This is a genomic window from Frigoribacterium sp. Leaf44 (assembly GCF_001421865.1).
Taxonomy (GTDB): domain Bacteria; phylum Actinomycetota; class Actinomycetes; order Actinomycetales; family Microbacteriaceae; genus Frigoribacterium.
The window spans coordinates 485,427-505,066 of record NZ_LMLG01000001.1 but is presented as its reverse complement, the minus strand read 5'-3'; the positions used below and the strand labels follow the sequence as shown (position 1 = coordinate 505,066).

Here is a 19,640-nt window from a genome sequence, read left to right as displayed (position 1 = left end):
CCGTGGCGCTCAACGACGCCAATAATCCGCACGGACCGTGACGGCCGACCGGGGAACAGAGATGCCGTCGAGCAGCGCGAGGAACTGCACTCTCGACAATTCGTAGTAGGGAACGCCGACGGCCCGCAACGCGGAGATCTGGTCGAGCGTGAGCAGGTGCTTGAGCGTCCTCATGCCGAGGAGAGCGGTGTAGACGAGACCGACTTGATCGAGGCTCTCGGTGCATCGCACCACGACGAGACCGCTGTCGACGAGGAGTGTGTTGCCGGGGCCCGGGTACGCGGCCACGTAGTCGAAGTGCCAGGGCTCCGGCCGGGAGAATCCGTTCCCGGTGGGCTGCCATCCATAGGCCGGTGCGTTCGCGTCCATCCACCGCTTGGCCGCGGTCCCGGCGGTCTGGACGCCGGATCCGAAGTCGCACGAGATGCCCCAGCCGTGGTTGGAGGTTCCGGGGTAGGCGGCCAGGTTTCCGGTGCCCGCCTGGTAGGCGTTCCAGTAGGAGACCTGACGCCCGTAATCCCGATACCCCTCCGTGATCGCCAGTGGCGTGCCGAAGGTCGAGGAGAACGCCAAGCTGAGCGAGAGGAACTGACGGGCTGCGTCGTCCCGGAGGTATCCGGAGCCCGCGACGGATGCCTGGACGGGCGTCAGGGCGTTCGTCGGGATCTGCCCGTTGGCGTAGCCACCCCACGCCTGCAGCGCGGCGACCGCGAGTGCCTCGGCGACGGTGTCGACCGCCCCGGTGGTCTCGCCGAGCTGCACGGAGGCACGGGCACCGAGCGACGGGTGCAGGACGACGGGAGCCGCGAGCGCCACGGACGTGGCCGCATAGGCGAGGAGACGGCGGCGGTCGAAGGATGCGGGACCGTCCGCCTCGTCCGACGTCGGTGGTTCGTCACGATGCATGGACTGACGTTCGCACGCCGTCCGCCGTGGTCGGAGCCTCCGGGGCGGCGATTCATCACATCGGCTCCGGTAGCATCGTACGAACCCTCCGCGATCGACCCCAAGGGACCACTGTGAAAATCCTCGTCACCGGCGGAGCCGGCTTCATCGGCTCCAACTTCGTCCGCCGCACGCTCGAAGACGCCTACCCGGGCCTCGAGGGGGCCGAGGTCGTCGTCCTCGACGCTCTCACCTACTCGGGCAACGAGGCCAACCTGGCGAGCGTCGCCGACTCCCCCCGCTACACGTTCGTCAAGGGCGACATCCGTGACGGGGCCCTGCTCGACACGCTCTTCCCCGAGGTGGACGCCGTCGTCCACTTCGCCGCGGAATCACACGTCGACCGCTCGGTCCGCGACGCCTCGATCTTCGTCGAGACCAACGTGCTCGGCACCCAGCAGCTGCTCGACGCCGCCCTGCGCAACGACCTGAAGCGCTTCGTCCACGTCTCGACCGACGAGGTCTACGGTTCCATCGCCGAGGGCTCCTGGGCTGAAGACCGCCCGCTCGAGCCGAACTCGCCCTACTCCGCCTCGAAGGCCGGCAGCGACCTGCTCGCGCGCAGCTACCACCGCACGCACGGGCTGAACGTCTCGATCACGCGCTGCAGCAACAACTACGGCCCGTACCACTTCCCCGAGAAGGTCATCCCGCTCTTCGTCACGAACCTGATCGACGACGTGCACGTCCCGCTCTACGGCGAGGGCAACAACATCCGTGACTGGCTGCACGTCGACGACCACACCCGCGGCATCGCCATGGTGCTCGTCAACGGCCGCGCCGGCGAGATCTACAACATCGGCGGCGGCACCGAGCTCACCAACAAAGAACTGACCGAGATGCTGCTCGAGGCCACCGGCAAGGACTGGTCGTACGTCGACCGCGTCCAGGACCGTCTGGGCCACGACCTGCGGTACTCCGTCGACATCTCCAAGATCCGCGACGAGCTCGGCTACGAGCCCCAGGTCCCCTTCGAGAAGGGCCTCGCCGACGTCGTCCAGTGGTACCGCGACAACCGCGAGTGGTGGCAGCCGCTCAAAGAGCGCGCCGCCCTCTGATGGCCGCCGCCCAGAACTCCAAGTACCTCGTCACCGGGGCCCGAGGCATGCTCGGCACCGACCTCCTCGAAGCCCTCTTCGGACGTGACGTCACGGTGCTCGGTCGTGCCGACCTCGACGTGACCGACCGGGACGCCGTCTTCGCCGCCGTCCAGGGGCACGACGTCGTGATCAACGCCGCCGCGTACACCGCCGTCGACGCGGCCGAGACCGACGAAGAGGCCGCGCTGGCCGTGAACGGCACCGCAGCCGGCCTCCTGGCCGAGGCCACCGCCTCCGTCGGAGCGAAGCTCGTCCAGGTCTCGACCGACTACGTCTTCGACGGCGACGCCACCGAGCCCTACCCCGAAGACGCCACCATCGCGCCGGTGAGCGCCTACGGCCGTACCAAGGCCGAGGGAGAACAGCTCGCGCTCGCCGCCAACCCCGAGGGCGCCTACGTCGTGCGCACGGCGTGGTTGTACGGCGCTCACGGAGGCAACTTCGCGAAGACCATGGTCAAGCTCGCGGCGTCACACGACACGGTCAAGGTCGTCGACGACCAACTGGGGCAGCCGACCTGGACGGCCGACCTCGCGACGCAGATCGTCGCGTTGCTCGACTCCGACGCCCCTGCCGGCGTCTACCACGGCACCAACTCGGGCAGTGCGAGCTGGTTCGAGTTCGCCCAGGCCGTCTTCGACGAGGCCGGGCTCGATCCTGCCCGGGTCCTCCCGACGGACAGCTCGGCCTTCGTCCGCCCCGCACCGCGACCGAGCTACAGCGTCCTCGGCCACGACGCCTGGGCACGAGCCGGACTGACGCCCATGCGTCCGTGGAGAGAAGCGCTGGCCGAGGCCGCGAACAGGGGAGTGTTGCAGACCGATGACCACGCTGCGAGTAGTCGTTGACCAGATCCTGGCTCCCATCCCCGGAGGCATCGGGCGCTACACCGAAGAACTGACCCGCGCCCTCGTCGAGACCGCTCCCCGCGGTTGTGAGGTCGAAGGGGTCGTGGCGGCCCATCCGCAGACCGACTACGACCGGTTGACCGATCTGCTGCCCGGCCTGTCCCATGTCACCAAGTCACCGCTCGGTCGCCGTGAGTTGGCACTGGCGTGGCAGGGTGGCGTCGTCGGCCTCCCCGGGCGCGGCATGGTCCATGCGACGAGCCTGTTCGCCCCCCTCTACCGGCACGATCGCACGCTCGACCCGGGAACGCAAACGGTCGTCACCATCCACGACACCGTCCCGTGGACTCACCCTGAGACCCTCACCCCGCGCGGTGTCCGTTGGCACAAGGCCATGGCCAAGCGCGCCTTCAAGCACGCCGACGGCGTCGTCGTGCCGACCCACAGCGTGGCCCGCGAACTGGCCGAGCTGTTCCCCTTCGGCGACCGCCTCCGTGTCATCGGCGGCGCCGTCAGTCCCAAGCTCGCCGTCCCCGCGGACTCCGACGACGTCGCCGACTCCCTCGACCTGCCCGAGCGCTACGCACTGAGCGTCGGCACGCTCGAACCGCGCAAGGGCATCGAGCCGCTCATCCAGGCTCTCGCCCACCCCGACGCCCCCGACCTGCCGTTGCTGATCGTCGGGCCCGAGGGGTGGGGAGACGTCAAGGTCGCCGACCTGGTGGCCGCTGCCGGCCTGCCCGCCGACAAGGTCCGGACGATGGGTTTCGTGTCGGACGAACAGCTGGCGGTGCTGTTGCAGCGAGCCGCGGTCTTCGTGTTCCCCAGTCTCGCCGAAGGGTTCGGGCTGCCGGTCGTCGAGGCCTTCAGCCTGGGCACGCCCACCATCGTCTCGGACGCCCCTGCCCTGCTCGAGGTCGCGGCCGACGCGGCCGTCAGCGTGGCTCGGGAGGACGCTGCGGGTTACCCGGAGCGTCTCGCGCAGGCCATGTTCCAGGTCGTCACCGACGTCGAGCTGTCGACGCGTCTCGGCATCGCCGGGATCGACCGCGCACGGGCCTTCAGCTGGCGGGACTCGGCCGACAAGGTGTGGCAGCTCCACGCCGATCTCTGAGCCACGGGGCGACCCGAGCGGCGACGCGAATGCCCCCGGAGCCGTGGGCGCCCTGCGGTGACGCACCGCGCCTCTTCGTCCGGTCGGCGCGCGCCGTCAGGCGGCGAGCCTCGGGGGCACGATCCGAGGTCGTCAGTCAGGGCGCGGGAGCCGGGGTGGTGGCCTGGGCCACCGCGGCCCGCATCGCGTCGTAGTCGGGGTAGACGTTGTCGTAGGTCGGCGGGACGAGTTCGAGACTCGTGATCTGCTGGGACTTGGCCTTCACGGCCAGGTCGACGAAGGCGGCCAGGGCCCCTTGCGGGATGTCGGTGTCGACGGTCTGCACCCCTGCCGACGCGATGGCCTGGAACTTCGACAGGACCGTCGCCGGTTGGAACTGCGACAGCAGCGCCTGCTGCACCTCGCGCTGACGAGCCATGCGGTCGTAGTCGCTGGTGCCGTGCCGCGCCCTCGCGTACCAGAGGGCGTGGTAGCCGTCGAGCTTCTGTTCGCCGGGCTCGATCCACCCGTCGACGTTGATCGGCTGACCGTTGCCGTCGACGCCTCCGTTGATCGGGATGCGTTGTTGCACGTCCACCTGGATGCCGCCGAGCGCATCGATGAGATCGACGAAGCCCTGCATGTCGATCAGGGCGTAGTACTGCACCGTCAGGCCCGTGATGCCCTCGACGGCGTCACGCATCGCCTCGACACCGGGATTGCTGCCCTTCGACTCGGCGTCGGGGTAGAGGTCGGGGTGCTCTTCCCCGTAGGTGTACAGGAAGCTCACGAGGCAGTCGTCGCCGCAGTCGTAGCCGTCCGGGTAGTCGCCGTACAGCGGCGACCCCGCGACGAAGGGTGCGTCGTACAGGTTGCGCGGGATGCCCACGATGGTGGTCGCACCGGTCTCGGCGTCGATGCTGGCGACCGAGATGCTGTCGGGGCGCAGACCGGTGCGGTCCGCCCCGGCGTCCCCGCCGAGCAACATGATGTTGTAGCGCCCGTCCACAGGAGGCGCGGCGTCGGCCCTCGAGGTGAACAGACTGTTGAGCAGACCGTGCTGCACACCGGCGAGGTAGGCCCCGTAGGCGGCGGGTCCGACGGTCACCACCATCAACAGCACCATCGCCCCGGCGAGAAGTCCCCGGGCCGAGGGGGCCGTCCGGACGATGCGGGCCAACCGCAGCGTGTCGACGGTCAGCACCACCCACAGCACCGCGTAGTACGCGAGGAAGACCTGGACGACGGTGAGGGCGACGACGTTGGTCGCGATCTCGATCAGGGGCGAGCGGAAGGCGAACGCCAGGACGACGACGACGACCGCGACCATCCAGAAGACGAGGGTGGAGGCGAGTCCCCACCGGCCGAGTCGGCGACTGCCCGCGAGCACCTGCGCCGACCCGGGCACGACCACGTTCAGGAGGACGAGAACCCACGCCCGCTTCGTCATGAACGGCTCGGAGGTGACGTCCGGATGACGGACGGGCAGGGAGGTGCTCACAGCGATCGACGCAGGTCGGCGTTCTTCTGCTCGACCAGCTCGGCGAGTGACTCGGCGTGGCGGGCCAGCCGCTCGGCGACCGCCGGGTCGTGCGAGCCGATGATGCGGGCCGCGAGCAGACCGGCGTTCACCGCACCGCCGATCGAGACCGTCGCCACGGGGATGCCGGCCGGCATCTGCACGATCGAGAGCAGCGAGTCCAGGCCGTCGAGTTTGGCCAGCGCGACGGGCACACCGACCACGGGGAGGGTCGTGACCGACGCGATCATGCCGGGCAGGTGCGCTGCTCCCCCGGCCCCGGCGACGATGACGGAGAGTCCGCGACCTGCCGCGTCGCGACCGAAGGCGATCATCTTGTCGGGCGTGCGGTGGGCCGAGACGACCTCGACCTCGTGCGGGATTCCCAGCTCGGACAGGACGGTCGAGGCCCCCTGCATGGTGGGCCAGTCACTGTCGGAGCCCATGACGATGGCGACCTTCGCGGGTACGGCGGGGTCGTTCGGGCGCACGTCGGTGCTCTTCGGGTCGGACACGGACTAGAGGATAGCCGTCAGTCGGTGAAGAACTCGACAGCGGCACGCGCCCGGAAGACGGCCTCGTCGAGGTCGTCGCCGACCACGGTGACGTGCCCGACCTTGCGCCCGGGCCGGGGGTCTTTGCCGTAGTCGTGCACCTTGACCGCCGGCTGGTCGGTCATGAGGGCAGGTAGACGGTCGGCCATCGACCCCGTCGCCGGCCCGCCGAGCACGTTCAGCATGACGCTCCAGGGACGGTGGCAGTCCGTGTCGCCGAGCGGCAGGTCGAGCACGGCCCGGAGGTGCTGTTCGAACTGGCTCGTGGTCGACCCGTCGATCGTCCAGTGCCCCGTGTTGTGCGGCCGCATGGCGAGTTCGTTGATCAGGAGGCGCTCGTCGGTCGTCTCGAAGAGCTCGACGGCCAGGACGCCGGTGACGTCGAGCCGTTCGGCGACCGTCCGCGCGATCTCGTCGGCGGCGTCGGCCAAGCGACCGGCGCTCGAGGGTGCCGGGGCGAAGACCTCGGAGCACACCCCGTCGCGTTGGACGGTCTCGACGAGAGGCCAGAGGGCGATGTCACCGCTCGGCCGACGGGCCACGAGCTGTGACAGTTCGCGCCGGAACGAGACGAGCTCTTCGACCAGGAGCGCACCTCCGTTGCCGTCCTCGGCCAGGGCGCCGAACCAGTCGTCGGCGTCGTGGGCCGCCGAGACCACGCGAACGCCCTTGCCGTCGTAACCACCCCGCGCGGTCTTGACGACCGCCCGGCCACCGTGGTCGGCGAGGAACGCCTCGAGCTCGGTGGCGTCACGGACGGCCGCCCAGTCGGGAACGGGCAAGCCGAGCTCGGAGAGCCGTCGACGCATGACGATCTTGTCCTGCGCGACGGCCAGTGCGGACGGCCCGGGGTGCACCCGCACGCCCGCGTCGACGAGGGCGGCGAGGACGTGTTGGGGGACGTGCTCGTGGTCGAAGGTGACCACGTCGACCGTGCGCGCGAAATCGAGGACGACGTTGACGTCGTGGTAATCGCCCACCCGGGTCGCTGCCAACCGGGCCGAACTGCCCTCGGTCTCGGCGAGGACGCTGATCTCGATGCCGAGGTGGACGGCGGGCGGGATCATCATGCGGGCCAGCTGGCCGCCGCCGATGACGCCGACACGGAGAGCCGTCATCGGACGACCGTCCCGCTCAGCTGCGGCGAGTCCGGAGTGCCTCCGACCGTGCACCGGTAGGTGACGTTGGCGACGCCGACGTCACCGCCCGAGTAGAGGCCGGCGACGTCGATGCTCCGCCCCCCGGAGCCCTGCACGAGGATCTGCGACGAACGGTCGTTCCAGGTGTAGTCGGCACCCTGCGACCTCGTGGCCTCGTTCCGGCAGGCATCGTAGGCGCGGGCGTCGGTCCAGCCGTCCGCCTCGTCGGACGGTACGGGGACGGGCGTCTCGACGGTGCCGGTCGGGTCGTCGGCCGGCGCCGTGGGGGCGGCCGTCTCGGCCCCCGTGTCGGGCGCCGAGGGCGATGCTGTCGACGTGGGGCTGAAGCTCGACATGGTCGGCGTCGGGTCGTCGCCGCCGCTCGTGCACGCGGAAAGGGTGAGGGCCAGGGCCCCGGCGGTCAGCACGGCGATGAGGGCCCGGTTCGTCATGCGGTCATCGTATCGGTGGCACCTCGTCGGACGGCGTCGACCTGCCGGAGGGGGCCGGACACCGGCACGGGACCGGGCGCCCTCTGACCGGCACTCGGCTACGGGCGCCCGAGTCCTCGGAACTCGAAGCCGGCCTCGCGCCACTCGGCGGGGTCGAACACGTTGCGGGCGTCGACGATGCGTCGGCCGGAGACCAGGGCGGCGACCTCGGCCGGACGCAGTGCCTTGAACTGCTTCCATTCGGTGAGGACCAGGACGATGTCGGCGTCACGGAGAGCGGTCGGGACGTCATCGACGTAGGTGAGGTCGGGAGCCAGCCGGGCGGCGGTCTCGTTGGCCTCGGGGTCGTGGACGACCACGTCGGCACCGGCGGCGTGCAGTCGGCGGGCGACGTCGAGGGCGGGCGAATCGCGGACGTCGTCACTGTCGGGCTTGAACGCCACGCCCAGCACGGCGACGCGCGCACCACGCACCTCGCCGAGCAGCTCGCCCGCGAGGTCGACGACGCGGTCGCGGCGGCGCAGGTTGACGGCGTCCACGTCGGCGAGGAAGTCGAGGGACTCGAGCCCCAGTTCGCGCGAACGGGCGCGGAAGGCCCGGATGTCCTTCGGCAGGCACCCGCCGCCGAAGCCGAGGCCGGCATTGAGGAACCGGCGACCGATGCGGGCGTCGTGCCCGATCGCGTCGGCCAGTTGCGTCACGTCGGCGCCGGTGGCCTCGGCGATCTCGGCCATCGCGTTGATGAACGAGATCTTCGTGGCGAGGAACGCGTTGGCCGAGACCTTGACCAGCTCGGCCGTCGCGTACCCGGTCACGAGCCGGGGCGTGCCCGTCGCCAGAGCCGTCGCGTAGACCTCGTCGAGCACGGCCGTCGCACGCTCGCCGGCGTCGCCGGAGGGCACCCCGTAGACGAAGCGGTCGGGTGCGACGGTGTCGGCCACGGCGAACCCCTCTCGGAGGAACTCGGGGTTCCAGGCCAGGTCGGCCCCCGAGGAGGCGCGGACCAGGTCGGCGAGTCGGCTCGCGGTGCCGACGGGAACGGTGGATTTGCCCACCACGAGGTCGCCGTCGGCGAGGTGGGGCAACAGCCCCTGGACCGCGGCGTCGACGTAGGTCAGGTCGGCGGCGTCGCTGCCCGCGGTCTGCGGGGTGCCGACGGCGACGAAGTGGACCTGGGAGCCCGCGGCGTCGGCGGGGTCGGTCGAGAACCGGAGTCGCCCCGAGTCGATGGCCCGGCGGAGGGCCTCGGGCAGACCGGGCTCGAAGAACGGGGCGTGACCCGACGACAGCAGGGCGATCTTGCCCGGGTCGACGTCGATGCCGACCACGTCGTGCCCGAGGTCGGCCATGCACGCGGCGTGCACGGCTCCGAGGTAACCGCAACCGATGACTGAGATTCGCATTGTAATATCCTATGTCACGCGCGTCGGGTCAGACGACCCGGTCGTCGCCCCACGAGGTGGTGTCGGCGTGTCCGACGGACTGCTCGTGCTGGCGACGCTGGGCGACGCTGTTGAGGTTCGACTCCATCAGGTCGTGCAGGGTCGATTGGACGAGGTCGGCCGACGGCACGTCCCAGAGGACGAGCGGACGGTCGAGGCCGGTGTTGATCAGGACGTCTCCGCTGCGGAACGCGCTCTGCACCGAGTTCTTGCGCACCGTGAGGTCGTACCCGCGACTGTGCAGCAGCTCTTGACGGGTGCGCACGAACAGTCCCTTGCGCACGACGAGGCGCCGCGAGGTGATGACGTAGCGCTTACCGAGCCAGATGAGCACGGGCACCAGCCAGAGCAGCACGATCAGGGCGACGGCGGCGCCCAACACGACGTAGTTCTGCCACTCGACGTCGAAGCGACCACCGAAGAAACCGGTCGCGGCGCAGATGCCGACGAGCGCGAGCGACGGCCAGAACAGCACGCGGGCGTGGGGCCGCAGCCGCGCGACGACGTACTCGGTCGGCTGCGGTCCGTCGGTGCTCACAGGCTCATTCATACCGCAGATGCGTGACGTCACCCGAAGCGACGGCCGTCAGCGCGCCGGTCGAGGCGGAACGCACGACCAACCGGCCCGCCTCGTCGACGTCCACCGCCTCGCCGACCAGCGCCGCGCCTCCGGGGAGTTCGACGCGGACTCCGCGTCCCAGGGTCGCGCAGTTCGCGCGGACCGACGCCAGGGCGCCGCTCGCGACCGCGTCGCCCCGGGCCGCGGCGAGGTCGCCGACGAGTCGTGCCAGGCCCGAGACCCACGACGACGTCACGGCGTCCGCGAGTTCGAGGGCGGTGCCCCGCGCTCCGTGCAGACCGAGCGACGTCGAGGTCGGGGTGGGCAGGTCGCCGGCGGGCACCGTGAGGTTGACCCCGGCACCCACGACCACGGCGCTCGCGTCGGACCGCAGCTCGGCGAGCAGGCCACTGACCTTGTCACCGTCGACCTGCACGTCGTTGGGCCACTTCAGCGTGACGTCGCCGCTCTCGACCACACCCCGGACGGAGGCGCGCATGGCCACCCCGGCGAGGAGCGGCACCCAGCCGAGCGAGTCGACCGGCAGGTCGCCCCGGTGCAGCAGCACGCTGACCGCGAGGGAACGACCGGGCGCGGTCTCCCACCGTCGGTCGAGCCGGCCCCGCCCCGCGGACTGGTCGAGCGTCAGCCAGGTCGCCAGGTGCGGCTCGTCGACGGCTGCGAGCAGGTCGGCGTTGGTCGACCCGGTGGACTCGAGCACCACGAGTCGGGGACTGACGGACGTGCTGAGGGGGAAGGCCATCAACTCAGCCTAGGGGGCCGCCGTTGACGACTCCTACGACGTCCGGGGGCGTCCACGCGTGGAAACCTCCAACGGATGGCTGCGGGTCGGTCAGTAGAGTGAGGCGCGTGACTCCTGACTCCGCGCCCCTCACCGACGCCGCGCCCGACCTGCACACCACCGCGGGCAAGCTCGCCGACCTCAAGGCCCGCTATCACGAGGCCGTGACGGCCAGCGGCGAGGCCGCGATCGCCAAGCAGCACGCCAAGGGCAAGAAGACGGCCCGAGAGCGCATCGACGAACTGCTCGACCCGGGCTCGTTCGTCGAGCTCGACGAGTTCGTCCGGCACCGCACCCACGCCTTCGGCATGGAGGCCAAGCGACCCTACGGTGACGCGGTCGTCACGGGCACGGGCACGATCCACGGCCGCCAGGTCGCGGTCTACTCGCAGGACTTCACCATCTTCGGCGGCTCGCTCGGCGAGGTCGCGGGCGAGAAGATCATCAAGGTCATGCAGCTGGCCCTCAAGACCGGGGTGCCCATCATCGGCATCCTCGACTCGGGCGGGGCGCGGATCCAGGAAGGCGTCGTCGCCCTCGGCAAGTACGGCGAGATCTTCCGGCTGAACACGGCCGCCTCGGGCGTCATCCCCCAGATCTCGCTGATCATGGGCCCGGCGGCCGGAGGCGCGGTGTACTCCCCCGCGCTGACCGACTTCGTGATCATGGTCGACAAGACGAGCCACATGTTCGTCACCGGGCCTGACGTCATCAAGACCGTGACGGGCGAGGACGTCGGCTTCGAGGAACTCGGCGGAGCCCTGACCCACAACAAGGTCTCGGGCGTCTCGCACTACCTCGCGAGCGACGAGGACGACGCCCTCGACTACGCCCGGGCCCTGCTGTCGTACCTCCCCGACAACAACCTGGCCGACCCGCACGTCTTCGACGTACCGGTCGAACTCGAGACCACGGACCACGATCGACAGCTGAACACCCTGATCCCGGACAGCCCGAACCAGCCCTACGACGTGATGACGGTGATCGAGCACGTCGTCGACGACGGCGAGTTCCTCGAGGTCCAGCCGCTCTTCGCGCCGAACATCGTCGTGGGCTTCGGCCGGGTGGAGGGCCGCCCGGTGGGTGTCATCGCCAACCAGCCGTCCGCCATGGCCGGCACCCTCAACATCGAGGCGGGTGAGAAGGCCAGCCGTTTCGTGCGCTTCTGCGACGCGTTCAACATCCCGATCCTCACCCTCGTCGACGTGCCCGGATACCTGCCCGGCACCGACCAGGAGTGGACGGGCGTGATCCGTCGCGGAGCCAAGCTGCTCTACGCCTACGCCGAGGCCACGGTCCCGCTCGTGACGGTGATCACCCGCAAGGCCTACGGCGGCGCCTACATCGTCATGGGCTCGAAACAGTTGGGCGCGGACATCAACCTCGCCTGGCCGACGGCAGAGATCGCCGTGATGGGCGGGCAGGGTGCCGTCAACATCCTGTACCGCAACGAGATCAAGGCGGCGGCCGAGGCCGGCGAGGACGTCGCAGCCGTGCGCACGCGGCTCGCGAACGAGTACACCTACAACGTCGCGAGCCCCTTCCTCGCCGCCGAGCGGGGCGAACTCGACGGCGTCGTCGAACCGGCGGCGACCCGGGTCGCCGTGATCAAGGCGCTGCGAGCACTCAAGACCAAACGGGCGACCTTGCCGCCGAAGAAGCACGGGAACATCCCCCTGTGAGCGGGCGCCACGCAGCCGCGTCCCCCGACGCGACGGACCGCCCCACCGCCGCGGTCGAGCAGCAGTCGACACCCCTGCTCAGGATCGTCGCCGGAGATCCGACGCCCGACGAGCTCGCGGCGGTGACGGCACTGCTGGCCGCCGTCGAGGCAGGCCGGGCCGAGGCGGCGGCGACGACGTCCTCGCGAACCGCGACGTCGGCCTGGACGCGTTCGGCCCGTGCTCCCCGTCCGTCCATCGTGTCCGGCGAGGGCCGTTGGCGGGGTTTCGCGGGTTGACGCCCCGGGAACGGCGATGGGCACGGCCCCTCACCCATCTGTCCTCCTAAATGACGACTGCACACGCGTCCCGGAACGACCATGCTTGCTGGTGCCGGGTGTCTCGTCGAGTCACACCACCGAGCAGGGGCCGACCAGGGTGAACGGGTCACTGTCGGGGGGGGAGTCAGGGCGGCATTCGGGTTGCCGCCCTGACTCGAGGTCTCGGAAGGGCCGGACGATCGTCCGGCCCTTCTTCACGTCGTGGGTGTCGGCCGCGCCGAGAGCCGCCGGACGATCAGGGGGCCGAGCGAGGGATCTGCAGCCAGAGCTGGACTTCGTCGCCGTCGTCGTCCTCGTCCGCGTCGGCCGAGACCCCGCGGCCCAGCGCGCTCGACGACAGGTCTGCCGAGCCGAGCCCGACGACCGTGACCGCGTCGTCTCCCCCGCCCTGAACGGTCCGGACGATGATGCGATCGGCGACGGATTCGCGCAGGGCCCCGGCGAGCACGCCATGCACCCGTCGCAGATCCGTCGGTCCGAGGTCGTCGATGCCTCCTTCGTCGAGGAGACTGACGACGGCTCCGCGGCGGCGCGCCGCCATGACCTCGTGACGGACGTCGTCGTCGAGGAGGCGCCGGCCCCGGATCTCGTCCCGGATCGCTCCCTCGAGGTTGAGGCACTCCTGTCGCTCGGCCGCGGTCAGGTCGCCGTGTCGGCTGACGATGGTCTGGAGCATCGGCCGCGCCGTCCGACCCGTCTGGAGCAACCGGTACTGGCGCTCGTTCACGTGGGCTTCCTGCGCGGCCTGCCAGTCCGCCGCTTCGTGCTCGGCCAGGATGAACTCGCGCGTCTCGCGCCCCGCGCGGGTGAGCGTGCTCGACATCGCATGGCTGAAGGCGACCCAGACCACGCTGCCGACGATGCCGAGGTCGGCGATCTGTTCGAGCCCGGCCCACAGCACGCCGTGCACCGCCATGAAACCGACCCCGAGCCAGGCGAAGCCCTGTCGACGCCTCGTGGACACGATCACCATGAGCGTGCCCACGGCGGCCACGTACCAGGTGGCGTAGCCGTTCTTCACCGAGCTGTCGAGCCCGGAGGTCACGACGAGCGGCAGGACGATGCTCACGGCCAAGCAGAACGAGGCCATCCACACGGGCATGATGACGTGCTTGCTGGGCCACAGCACCGCCACGGTCGCCGCGGCGTACAACGCCATGCACGCGACGACGGGCAGCGGATCGGTGAACCGGTCCAGTGACACCGCGGCCAGGACCAGGTGGTAGGCCGAGAAGACCGCGGCCAGCGACACGATCAGCCACCGCGGCACGGAGACCCTCACGCGGTGCCGCCCGAGGCGCCCGCCGCGTCGGTGGGGTCGGCCGAACGGTCGGGGGTCCGGCCGCCGTCGAGGAGAGCGTCGACCGGCCACCGCAGGCGCACGAGGGTCCCCCGACCCGGTGCCGAGTCGATGGTCGCGAGCCCGCCGGCGTTGTTGAGCCTCTCGTGGATCGAGACGCGGACTCCGAGACGCTCCGTCGGCACCGTCGTCGGTTCGAAGCCCTTGCCCGTGTCGCCGACCTCGACGGTCGTCAGGCCGGCCTGGTCACGGGTCACGCGCACCCAGCGCTCTACACCGGGCCCGTCGCCGGCGTGCTGTGAGCTGTTGACGAGGGCCTGGACGGCGGCCGAGTAGAGCGCCTCGGCGGCCGTGGACGGGATGCCGTCGCCCTCGATCGGGCCCCGGCGCAGCTCGACCTCGACACCCAGGTCGGCCACGGCGGCCTCGATGCGGTCCACCATGTCGGCGATCGTGGTGTCGGACTCGTCGAACGGCGTGGTGCTCGCCGCGGCCGAGAGGTGGGACATCGCGTTCCGGGCCATGTTGGTCGACAACTCGCGCTCGTCCGGCGACCACGCCCTGGCCGCCTGGATGAAGGTCGTGAGGACGCTGTCGTGGACGATGGCGTCGACCTGCACCCGCTCGAGCTCGGTGGCGTGCTCGCGGATGGCCTCGGAGTACCGCGCGACGGCGGTCGCCTGGGCCTGGTCGACGTTCGCTGCCGCCTGGCGCAGGATCACCACGAGGATCAGCACGGCGCCGCCGAGCAGGATCGCGTAGACGGAGTCGAGGGTCGCCCGCTGCGGGGAGACCGCGCCGCCCGACGGCGTGAGGCGGATGAAGCCGTAGACGGCGGGGGCGACGAAGAGGTAGCCGGTGGCGATCCAGGTCGAGAACGCCGAGGCGGCCGAGGCCGTCGCGACGGTGCAGAGGTACCAGAGCCACGGCACGCTCGACTGGACCTCGCTGGGGTCGTCGACGGCGAGGGGCCAGGTGACCAGGGCGATCAGGTAGGCGATGGCGACGAAGGCCTCCACCGTCGTGACGCCGCGCTGGACGAGGCTCGCCACGACCAGCGCGAAGAACCCGCCGAACATCGCCAAGCCGATGACCCAGGCCCACGCGAGTTGCATGCTGTCGACCTGACCGATCATGCCGGGCAGTGCTTGCAGGCCGAACACGAGTCCGGCCGCGGCGATGATGCGCCCCAGCACCTTGTCGAGCAGGGCGCGGCTGATCGGATTGCGCGGGGGCCGGAGAGCTCCGAGCGGGATCGGGGCGCTCAGTCGACCCTCAACGGCCATCGCCGCCGTCTGCGTCGAGCCCCGGCAGGATGCCGTCCTCGACGGCGCGACGGAGCAGGTCGACCTTGGTGGGCGCCGGTCGGCCGACCTCGACGTACTTGACCCGGATGCGGTCGAGGTACTCGCGGGCCGTCGAATAGCCGATGCCGAGCTGCTGGGCGGCGAGCTTCAGCGGCAGGCCCGAGGCGTAGAGGTGCAGGATCTCGCGCTCGCGACGGCCGAGCTGGGCCTTGGCGAAATCGCGGTCGGCGTCGATCGCGCTCGCCCATTCGAGGTTGTTCAGCACGTCACCCCGGGCGACCGTCGCGACGGCGGCCATGACGGTCTTCGTCGCGGAGGACTTCGGGATGACCCCGGCCGCCCCCGCGGCGAGCGCCTCGCGCACCGAGGCGACCCGGTCGGCGATGCTGTGGACGAGGACGGCGGAGCCCGTGGCCTGGACCCGCTTGACGTTCTCGGTGACGGTCGAGCCGTCGCCGAGCGACAGGTCGAGGACGACGACGTCGACCTCGCGACCCGCGAGGTTCTCGACGAACTCCTGGACGCCGGCCGCGGTGAGGATCACCTCGAAGCCCTCGTTCTGGCAGGCGGCCTGGATGCCGAGACGCACCGACTCGTGGTCGTCGACGACCGCGACCCGCACGGGTACGGTCTCGCGGGTGGCGGTGGGGGTCTCGGTCGTGAGGTCTGACACGGTGATCCTTCTGTCGGCGTGTGCCCTGGTCCCTGAATCCCGGGCGTGCACGGGGTACATCGTAACGGGATCGCGGCTCAGGCCGGCAGCAGGCTCACCACCGTCTCGACGTGGTGCGTGTTCGGGAAGAGGTCGTAGGCCTGCAGGGCGTCGAGTTCGTAGCCGCGCTCGGCGAAGAGGGCGACGTCGCGGGCGAGGGCGACCGGGTCGCACGCGACGTAGACGACCTGGGCGGGGCGCAGGGCCGCGATCTCGGACACGACGTCGCGTCCCGCACCCGAGCGGGGCGGGTCGAGGACGACCGTCGCGGCCGCGAGGCGCTCGCGCTCGGCGTCGCCGGCCTGTGACGCGGTCTGCCGCAACCAGCGCTCCACCCGTCCGGTCACGGCCGACGCACCGATCCACTCGGCCAGGTTCTCGGAGGCGTGCTCGGTGGCCCGCTCGTCGCTCTCGACGCTCGTGATGCGGGTCCCCGCACCGAACCGGTCCCCCACGGCGGCCGCGAGCAGTCCGACCCCGCCGTAGAGGTCGAGGTTGGCACCCTTCGGGTCGAAGCGCTCGGGGTCGATCATGGTCTGCACGGCGGCGGTGAGCGTGGCGGCGGCCTCGCGGTGGACCTGCCAGAACCCCCCGTCGTCGAGGCGGAACTCGCGGTCACCGACCACTTCGGTGATGGTCGAGCGGGCCTGACGTCCGATGATCAGGCGCGCGCCTCCCACGCTCGGGGCGACGACGTCGACGTGTTCCTCGCCGGGGAAGGCATCGCCCAGCGGCGCCACCTCGGCGACCTCCGGGGACGCGAGCGGCAGGTCGGGCACGTGCACGACCCGGTGCGAGCGCGCGGCGTACTGACCGGGACGCCCCTCGGCGTCGAGGTGCAGGCGCAGGCGTGTGCGCCACCCCGTGCCGCCGCGGTCGTCGTCGCCGGGCAGTGCCTCGACCGAGACCCGTCCGTCGGCGTCGGCGACCCCGCCCATCCGGGTGAGTGCGTCGACCACCACGCGCCGCTTCAGCTCGCGCTGGTGGGCGAGCTCGATGTGCCCGAACTCGGCCCCTCCGGCGCGGTCGGCCGGATCGACCTCGAGGGCGGCCGCTCCCCACACGTGTGGTCGGCGGTGCTCGCTCGCCTCGAGGACCCTCACCGTGTCGGCCCGCCAGAAGGCCTTCTTGCGGTCGTCGGCGATGCGCGCCACGACCTTCTCGCCGGGCAGGGTGTCTGTCACGAACACCACCCGCCCGTCGAGGCGGGCCACCGAGATGCCCCCGTGTGCGATGCCCGTCACGTCCAGTTCGACCTCGCGGCCCAGCATGTCTCCCATGCGTCGAGTCTGACAGGCTGGGCGGCATGACCGTCCCGCTCTACCTGGCCAGCACCTCCCCCGCCCGTCTCGCACTGTTGCGCGCCGCCGGCATCGAGCCGGTGCTGATCAGCCCCGGCGTCGACGAGGAGGCCGCGGTCGCCGCCGAGTCGGCACGTCTCGGCCGAGACCTCACGGCGGCCGAGACGGTGCAGCACCTCGCCCGGCTCAAGGCCGAGGCCGTGCTCGACACCGTGGTCGACGGCCGCCCCCTGGACGGGTTGGTGCTCGGGGGCGACAGCGCCTTCGAGTTCGACGGCGAGGTGCACGGCAAACCGCACGAGCCCGCGCTGGCGCTCGACCGGTGGCGTCGCATGGCCGAGATCGGCCACGGCACCCTCTGGTCGGGCCACTGGCTGGTGGACCACCGCGGCGGCGCTCCCCGAGTCACCGCCGACGCCCCGTCAGGAGGCGCGGGCCGGGTCGCGAGCGCGTCCCTCACCTTCGCCGACGACCTCGACCCGCACGAACTCTCGGCCTACGTCGAGACGGGCGAGCCGCTCGAGGTCGCGGGTGCCTTCACGATCGACGGTCGTGCGTCCGCGTTCATCACGCACATCGAGGGCACCCCGAGCGCCGTCGTGGGTCTCTCGGTGCCCGTGTTGCGGTCGCTCGTCCGGGGCTTCGGCGTGCCGTGGCACGAGCTGTGGACCTCGGCGACCGCCGGGTCCTTGTAGGTTCTGCCTCGCGCCTCCTGGTCCTTTTTGTGCACGTCAGCCAAAGGCAGGCGCGGACCGCGCAATAGGGTGGGGAACTATGCCGCGTATCAGCAAGGTCCTCATCGCCAACCGTGGAGAGATCGCCGTCCGCGTGATCCGGGCCGCGCGTGACGCCGGAATCGGCTCGGTGGCGGTCTACGCCGACCAGGACCGCGACGCCCAGCACGCCCGCCTCGCCGACGAGGCCTACGCCCTGGGTGGCACCACGAGCGCCGAGACCTACCTCGTCATCGACAAGATCCTCTCGGTCGCCCGCCGCTCGGGTGCGGACGCCGTCCACCCCGGCTACGGCTTCCTCGCCGAGAACGCCGACTTCGCCCGAGCCGTCCAGGCCGCGGGCCTCGTCTGGATCGGCCCGTCGCCCGAGGCCATCGAGCAGCTCGGTGACAAGGTCTCGGCTCGTCACATCGCCGAGCGCGTCGGGGCGCCGCTCGCCCCCGGCACCCTGAACCCCGTCTCGGGCGCCGACGAGGTCCTCGAGTTCGTCGACCAGCACGGCCTGCCCGTCGCGATCAAGGCCGCCTTCGGCGGCGGTGGGCGCGGCCTCAAGGTGGCCCGCACCCGCGACGAGGTCCCCGAGCTGTTCGACTCGGCCACCCGCGAGGCCGTGGCCGCCTTCGGCCGCGGCGAGTGCTTCGTCGAGAAGTACCTCGACCAGCCGCGCCACGTCGAGACGCAGTGCCTGGCCGACTCGCACGGCAACGTCGTCGTCGTGTCGACCCGCGACTGCTCGCTGCAGCGCCGCCACCAGAAGCTCGTGGAGGAGGCCCCCGCGCCGTTCCTCACCGACGAGCAGACCACGAAGTTGTACGAGTCGTCCAAGGCCATCCTGCGCGAGGTCGGCTACGTCGGCGCGGGCACCTGCGAGTTCTTGATCGGCAAGGACGGCACCGTCTCGTTCCTCGAGGTCAACACGCGCCTGCAGGTCGAGCACCCCGTGTCCGAAGAGGTCACCGGCATCGACCTCGTCCGCGAGCAGTTCCGTCTCGCCGAGGGCGGCGTGCTCGACTACGACGACCCCGAGGCCCGCGGCCACTCGTTCGAGTTCCGAATCAACGGCGAGGACGCCGGCCGTGGATTCATGCCCGCCCCCGGTCCGATCCACGTCTTCAAGGCCCCGGGAGGCCCCGGCGTCCGCGTCGACAGCGGCGTCCAGGCGGGTGACGAGATCAGCGGTTCGTTCGACTCGCTCCTCGCCAAGCTGATCGTCACCGGCTCGTCGCGTGAGGACGCCCTCGAGCGCTCGCGCCGGGCCCTGGCCGAGTTCGAGGTCGCCGGCCTGCCGACGGTGCTGCCGTTCCACCGCGCGATCGTCGACGACCCCGCCTTCGCGCCCGCCGACGGCGCCCCGTTCTCGATCTACACCCGCTGGATCGAGACCGAGTTCGACAACACCATCCCCGCCTGGAGCGGCGAGGCCGAGGCCCCGCGCCCGACGGACGCACGCGACACCGTCGTGGTCGAGGTGGGCGGGAAGCGACTCGAGGTCTCGCTGCCGGCCGGTCTCGGGTCGCGCACCGCACCTCCTGCGGTCGCCCCCAAACGCCGCGGTGCGCCCCGTTCGTCGGTCGTGACCGCGACCGGCGCCGAGGTCAAGGCGCCGATGCAGGCCACCGTCGTGAAGCTCGCCGTCGAGGCCGGTCAGCAGGTCGTCAAGGGCGACCTGGTGCTCGTGCTCGAGGCGATGAAGATGGAACAGCCCGTCGCCGCCCACCGTGACGGCACCGTCTCGGGCATCGCGGCCGTCGTCGGCGAGACCGTCTCGTCGGGCCACGTCCTGCTCAGCATCGACTGAGCCCGCGCCGGGCCCCGCGGCGACCGGGGACGC

The 19,640-nt window shown here is 71.0% G+C and carries 19 protein-coding genes; 7 read left to right on the top strand and 12 right to left on the bottom strand.

Translation table 11 applies throughout. The annotated features are described in order from the left end of the window. Nucleotides 1–9: 9 nt before the first annotated feature. Nucleotides 10–906 (bottom strand): D-alanyl-D-alanine carboxypeptidase family protein, encoded by an 897-nt coding sequence (locus tag ASE87_RS02370; protein ID WP_056225639.1) that lies wholly within the window; start codon nt 904–906, stop codon nt 10–12. 113 nt (nt 907–1,019) lie between these two features. On the opposite strand from ASE87_RS02370, the gene rfbB reads away from it, so the two are divergent. The 3 genes from rfbB to ASE87_RS02355 are packed head-to-tail and all read left to right on the top strand — an operon-like array spanning nt 1,020 to nt 4,007. Further along, entirely contained in the window at nt 1,020–2,003 is a 984-nt protein-coding gene (gene rfbB / locus ASE87_RS02365; RefSeq protein ID WP_056225636.1) for a dTDP-glucose 4,6-dehydratase, read from the top strand. Then, on the top strand, nt 2,003–2,893 hold the full coding sequence (rfbD, locus tag ASE87_RS02360; protein ID WP_056225633.1) for a dTDP-4-dehydrorhamnose reductase: 891 nt from the start codon (nt 2,003–2,005) through the stop codon (nt 2,891–2,893). Before rfbB ends, rfbD begins: the two co-directional genes overlap by 1 nt. Further along, nucleotides 2,868–4,007 (top strand): glycosyltransferase family 1 protein, encoded by a 1,140-nt coding sequence (locus ASE87_RS02355; RefSeq protein ID WP_043594380.1) that lies wholly within the window; start codon nt 2,868–2,870, stop codon nt 4,005–4,007. Before rfbD ends, ASE87_RS02355 begins: the two co-directional genes overlap by 26 nt. A gap of 136 nt (nt 4,008–4,143) precedes the next feature. Here the strand turns inward: ASE87_RS02355 and ASE87_RS02350 are convergent, their stop codons facing one another. From ASE87_RS02350 to ASE87_RS02320, 7 genes are all read right to left on the bottom strand, one after another. Then, nucleotides 4,144–5,487, bottom strand: a complete 1,344-nt coding sequence (locus ASE87_RS02350; RefSeq protein ID WP_056225629.1) for an LCP family protein — start codon at nt 5,485–5,487, stop codon at nt 4,144–4,146. Next, complete coding sequence (gene purE, locus ASE87_RS02345; RefSeq protein WP_255350899.1) at nt 5,484–6,020, bottom strand: 5-(carboxyamino)imidazole ribonucleotide mutase; 537 nt, start codon at nt 6,018–6,020, stop codon at nt 5,484–5,486. The genes ASE87_RS02350 and purE overlap by 4 nt, the downstream gene beginning before the upstream one ends. A 17-nt stretch (nt 6,021–6,037) precedes the next feature. After that, nucleotides 6,038–7,177 carry a 5-(carboxyamino)imidazole ribonucleotide synthase gene (locus tag ASE87_RS02340; protein ID WP_056225626.1) on the bottom strand — a complete coding sequence of 380 codons (1,140 nt, stop codon included), beginning with the start codon at nt 7,175–7,177 and terminating at the stop codon, nt 6,038–6,040. Continuing rightward, nucleotides 7,174–7,650: a hypothetical protein gene (locus ASE87_RS02335; protein WP_043594384.1), complete on the bottom strand. Its 477-nt coding sequence runs from the start codon at nt 7,648–7,650 to the stop codon at nt 7,174–7,176. Before ASE87_RS02335 ends, ASE87_RS02340 begins: the two co-directional genes overlap by 4 nt. A gap of 98 nt (nt 7,651–7,748) precedes the next feature. Next, complete coding sequence (locus ASE87_RS02330; protein ID WP_043594386.1) at nt 7,749–9,053, bottom strand: UDP-glucose/GDP-mannose dehydrogenase family protein; 1,305 nt, start codon at nt 9,051–9,053, stop codon at nt 7,749–7,751. Nucleotides 9,054–9,081: 28 nt separating this feature from the next. Continuing rightward, complete coding sequence (locus ASE87_RS02325; RefSeq protein ID WP_235472167.1) at nt 9,082–9,630, bottom strand: PH domain-containing protein; 549 nt, start codon at nt 9,628–9,630, stop codon at nt 9,082–9,084. A gap of 4 nt (nt 9,631–9,634) precedes the next feature. Next, the gene (locus tag ASE87_RS02320; RefSeq protein ID WP_043594389.1) at nt 9,635–10,414 is read right to left on the bottom strand and encodes a biotin--[acetyl-CoA-carboxylase] ligase; all 780 of its coding nucleotides are present in this window, start codon (nt 10,412–10,414) and stop codon (nt 9,635–9,637) included. A 107-nt stretch (nt 10,415–10,521) separates the two neighbouring features. Between ASE87_RS02320 and ASE87_RS02315 the strand changes: the two genes are divergently transcribed. Then, nucleotides 10,522–12,135 carry an acyl-CoA carboxylase subunit beta gene (locus ASE87_RS02315; RefSeq protein WP_043594391.1) on the top strand — a complete coding sequence of 538 codons (1,614 nt, stop codon included), beginning with the start codon at nt 10,522–10,524 and terminating at the stop codon, nt 12,133–12,135. Further along, nucleotides 12,132–12,413, top strand: coding sequence for an acyl-CoA carboxylase epsilon subunit (locus tag ASE87_RS02310; protein WP_082452242.1), 282 nt, complete (start codon nt 12,132–12,134; stop codon nt 12,411–12,413). Before ASE87_RS02315 ends, ASE87_RS02310 begins: the two co-directional genes overlap by 4 nt. Before the next feature lie 277 nt (nt 12,414–12,690). Here the strand turns inward: ASE87_RS02310 and ASE87_RS02305 are convergent, their stop codons facing one another. The 4 genes from ASE87_RS02305 to ASE87_RS02290 all read right to left on the bottom strand — a co-directional run bounded on the left by ASE87_RS02305 (nt 12,691) and on the right by ASE87_RS02290 (nt 17,054). After that, nucleotides 12,691–13,725 (bottom strand): hypothetical protein, encoded by a 1,035-nt coding sequence (locus ASE87_RS02305; RefSeq protein ID WP_231567057.1) that lies wholly within the window; start codon nt 13,723–13,725, stop codon nt 12,691–12,693. Nucleotides 13,726–13,733: 8 nt separating this feature from the next. Continuing rightward, a complete protein-coding gene (locus ASE87_RS02300) occupies nt 13,734–15,041 on the bottom strand; it encodes a sensor histidine kinase (protein ID WP_056225620.1) in 1,308 nt (435 codons plus the stop codon). Continuing rightward, nucleotides 15,031–15,741, bottom strand: coding sequence for a response regulator (locus tag ASE87_RS02295; RefSeq protein WP_369700691.1), 711 nt, complete (start codon nt 15,739–15,741; stop codon nt 15,031–15,033). The genes ASE87_RS02300 and ASE87_RS02295 overlap by 11 nt, the downstream gene beginning before the upstream one ends. 71 nt (nt 15,742–15,812) lie before the next feature. Then, nucleotides 15,813–17,054: a class I SAM-dependent RNA methyltransferase gene (locus tag ASE87_RS02290; protein ID WP_056225617.1), complete on the bottom strand. Its 1,242-nt coding sequence runs from the start codon at nt 17,052–17,054 to the stop codon at nt 15,813–15,815. Nucleotides 17,055–17,080: 26 nt separating this feature from the next. On the opposite strand from ASE87_RS02290, the gene ASE87_RS02285 reads away from it, so the two are divergent. Both ASE87_RS02285 and ASE87_RS02280 read left to right on the top strand, forming a co-directional pair. Continuing rightward, nucleotides 17,081–17,770, top strand: coding sequence for a nucleoside triphosphate pyrophosphatase (locus ASE87_RS02285; RefSeq protein WP_043594398.1), 690 nt, complete (start codon nt 17,081–17,083; stop codon nt 17,768–17,770). A gap of 79 nt (nt 17,771–17,849) precedes the next feature. Beyond that, nucleotides 17,850–19,607, top strand: coding sequence for a biotin carboxylase N-terminal domain-containing protein (locus ASE87_RS02280; protein ID WP_056225614.1), 1,758 nt, complete (start codon nt 17,850–17,852; stop codon nt 19,605–19,607). Nucleotides 19,608–19,640 lie beyond the last annotated feature (33 nt).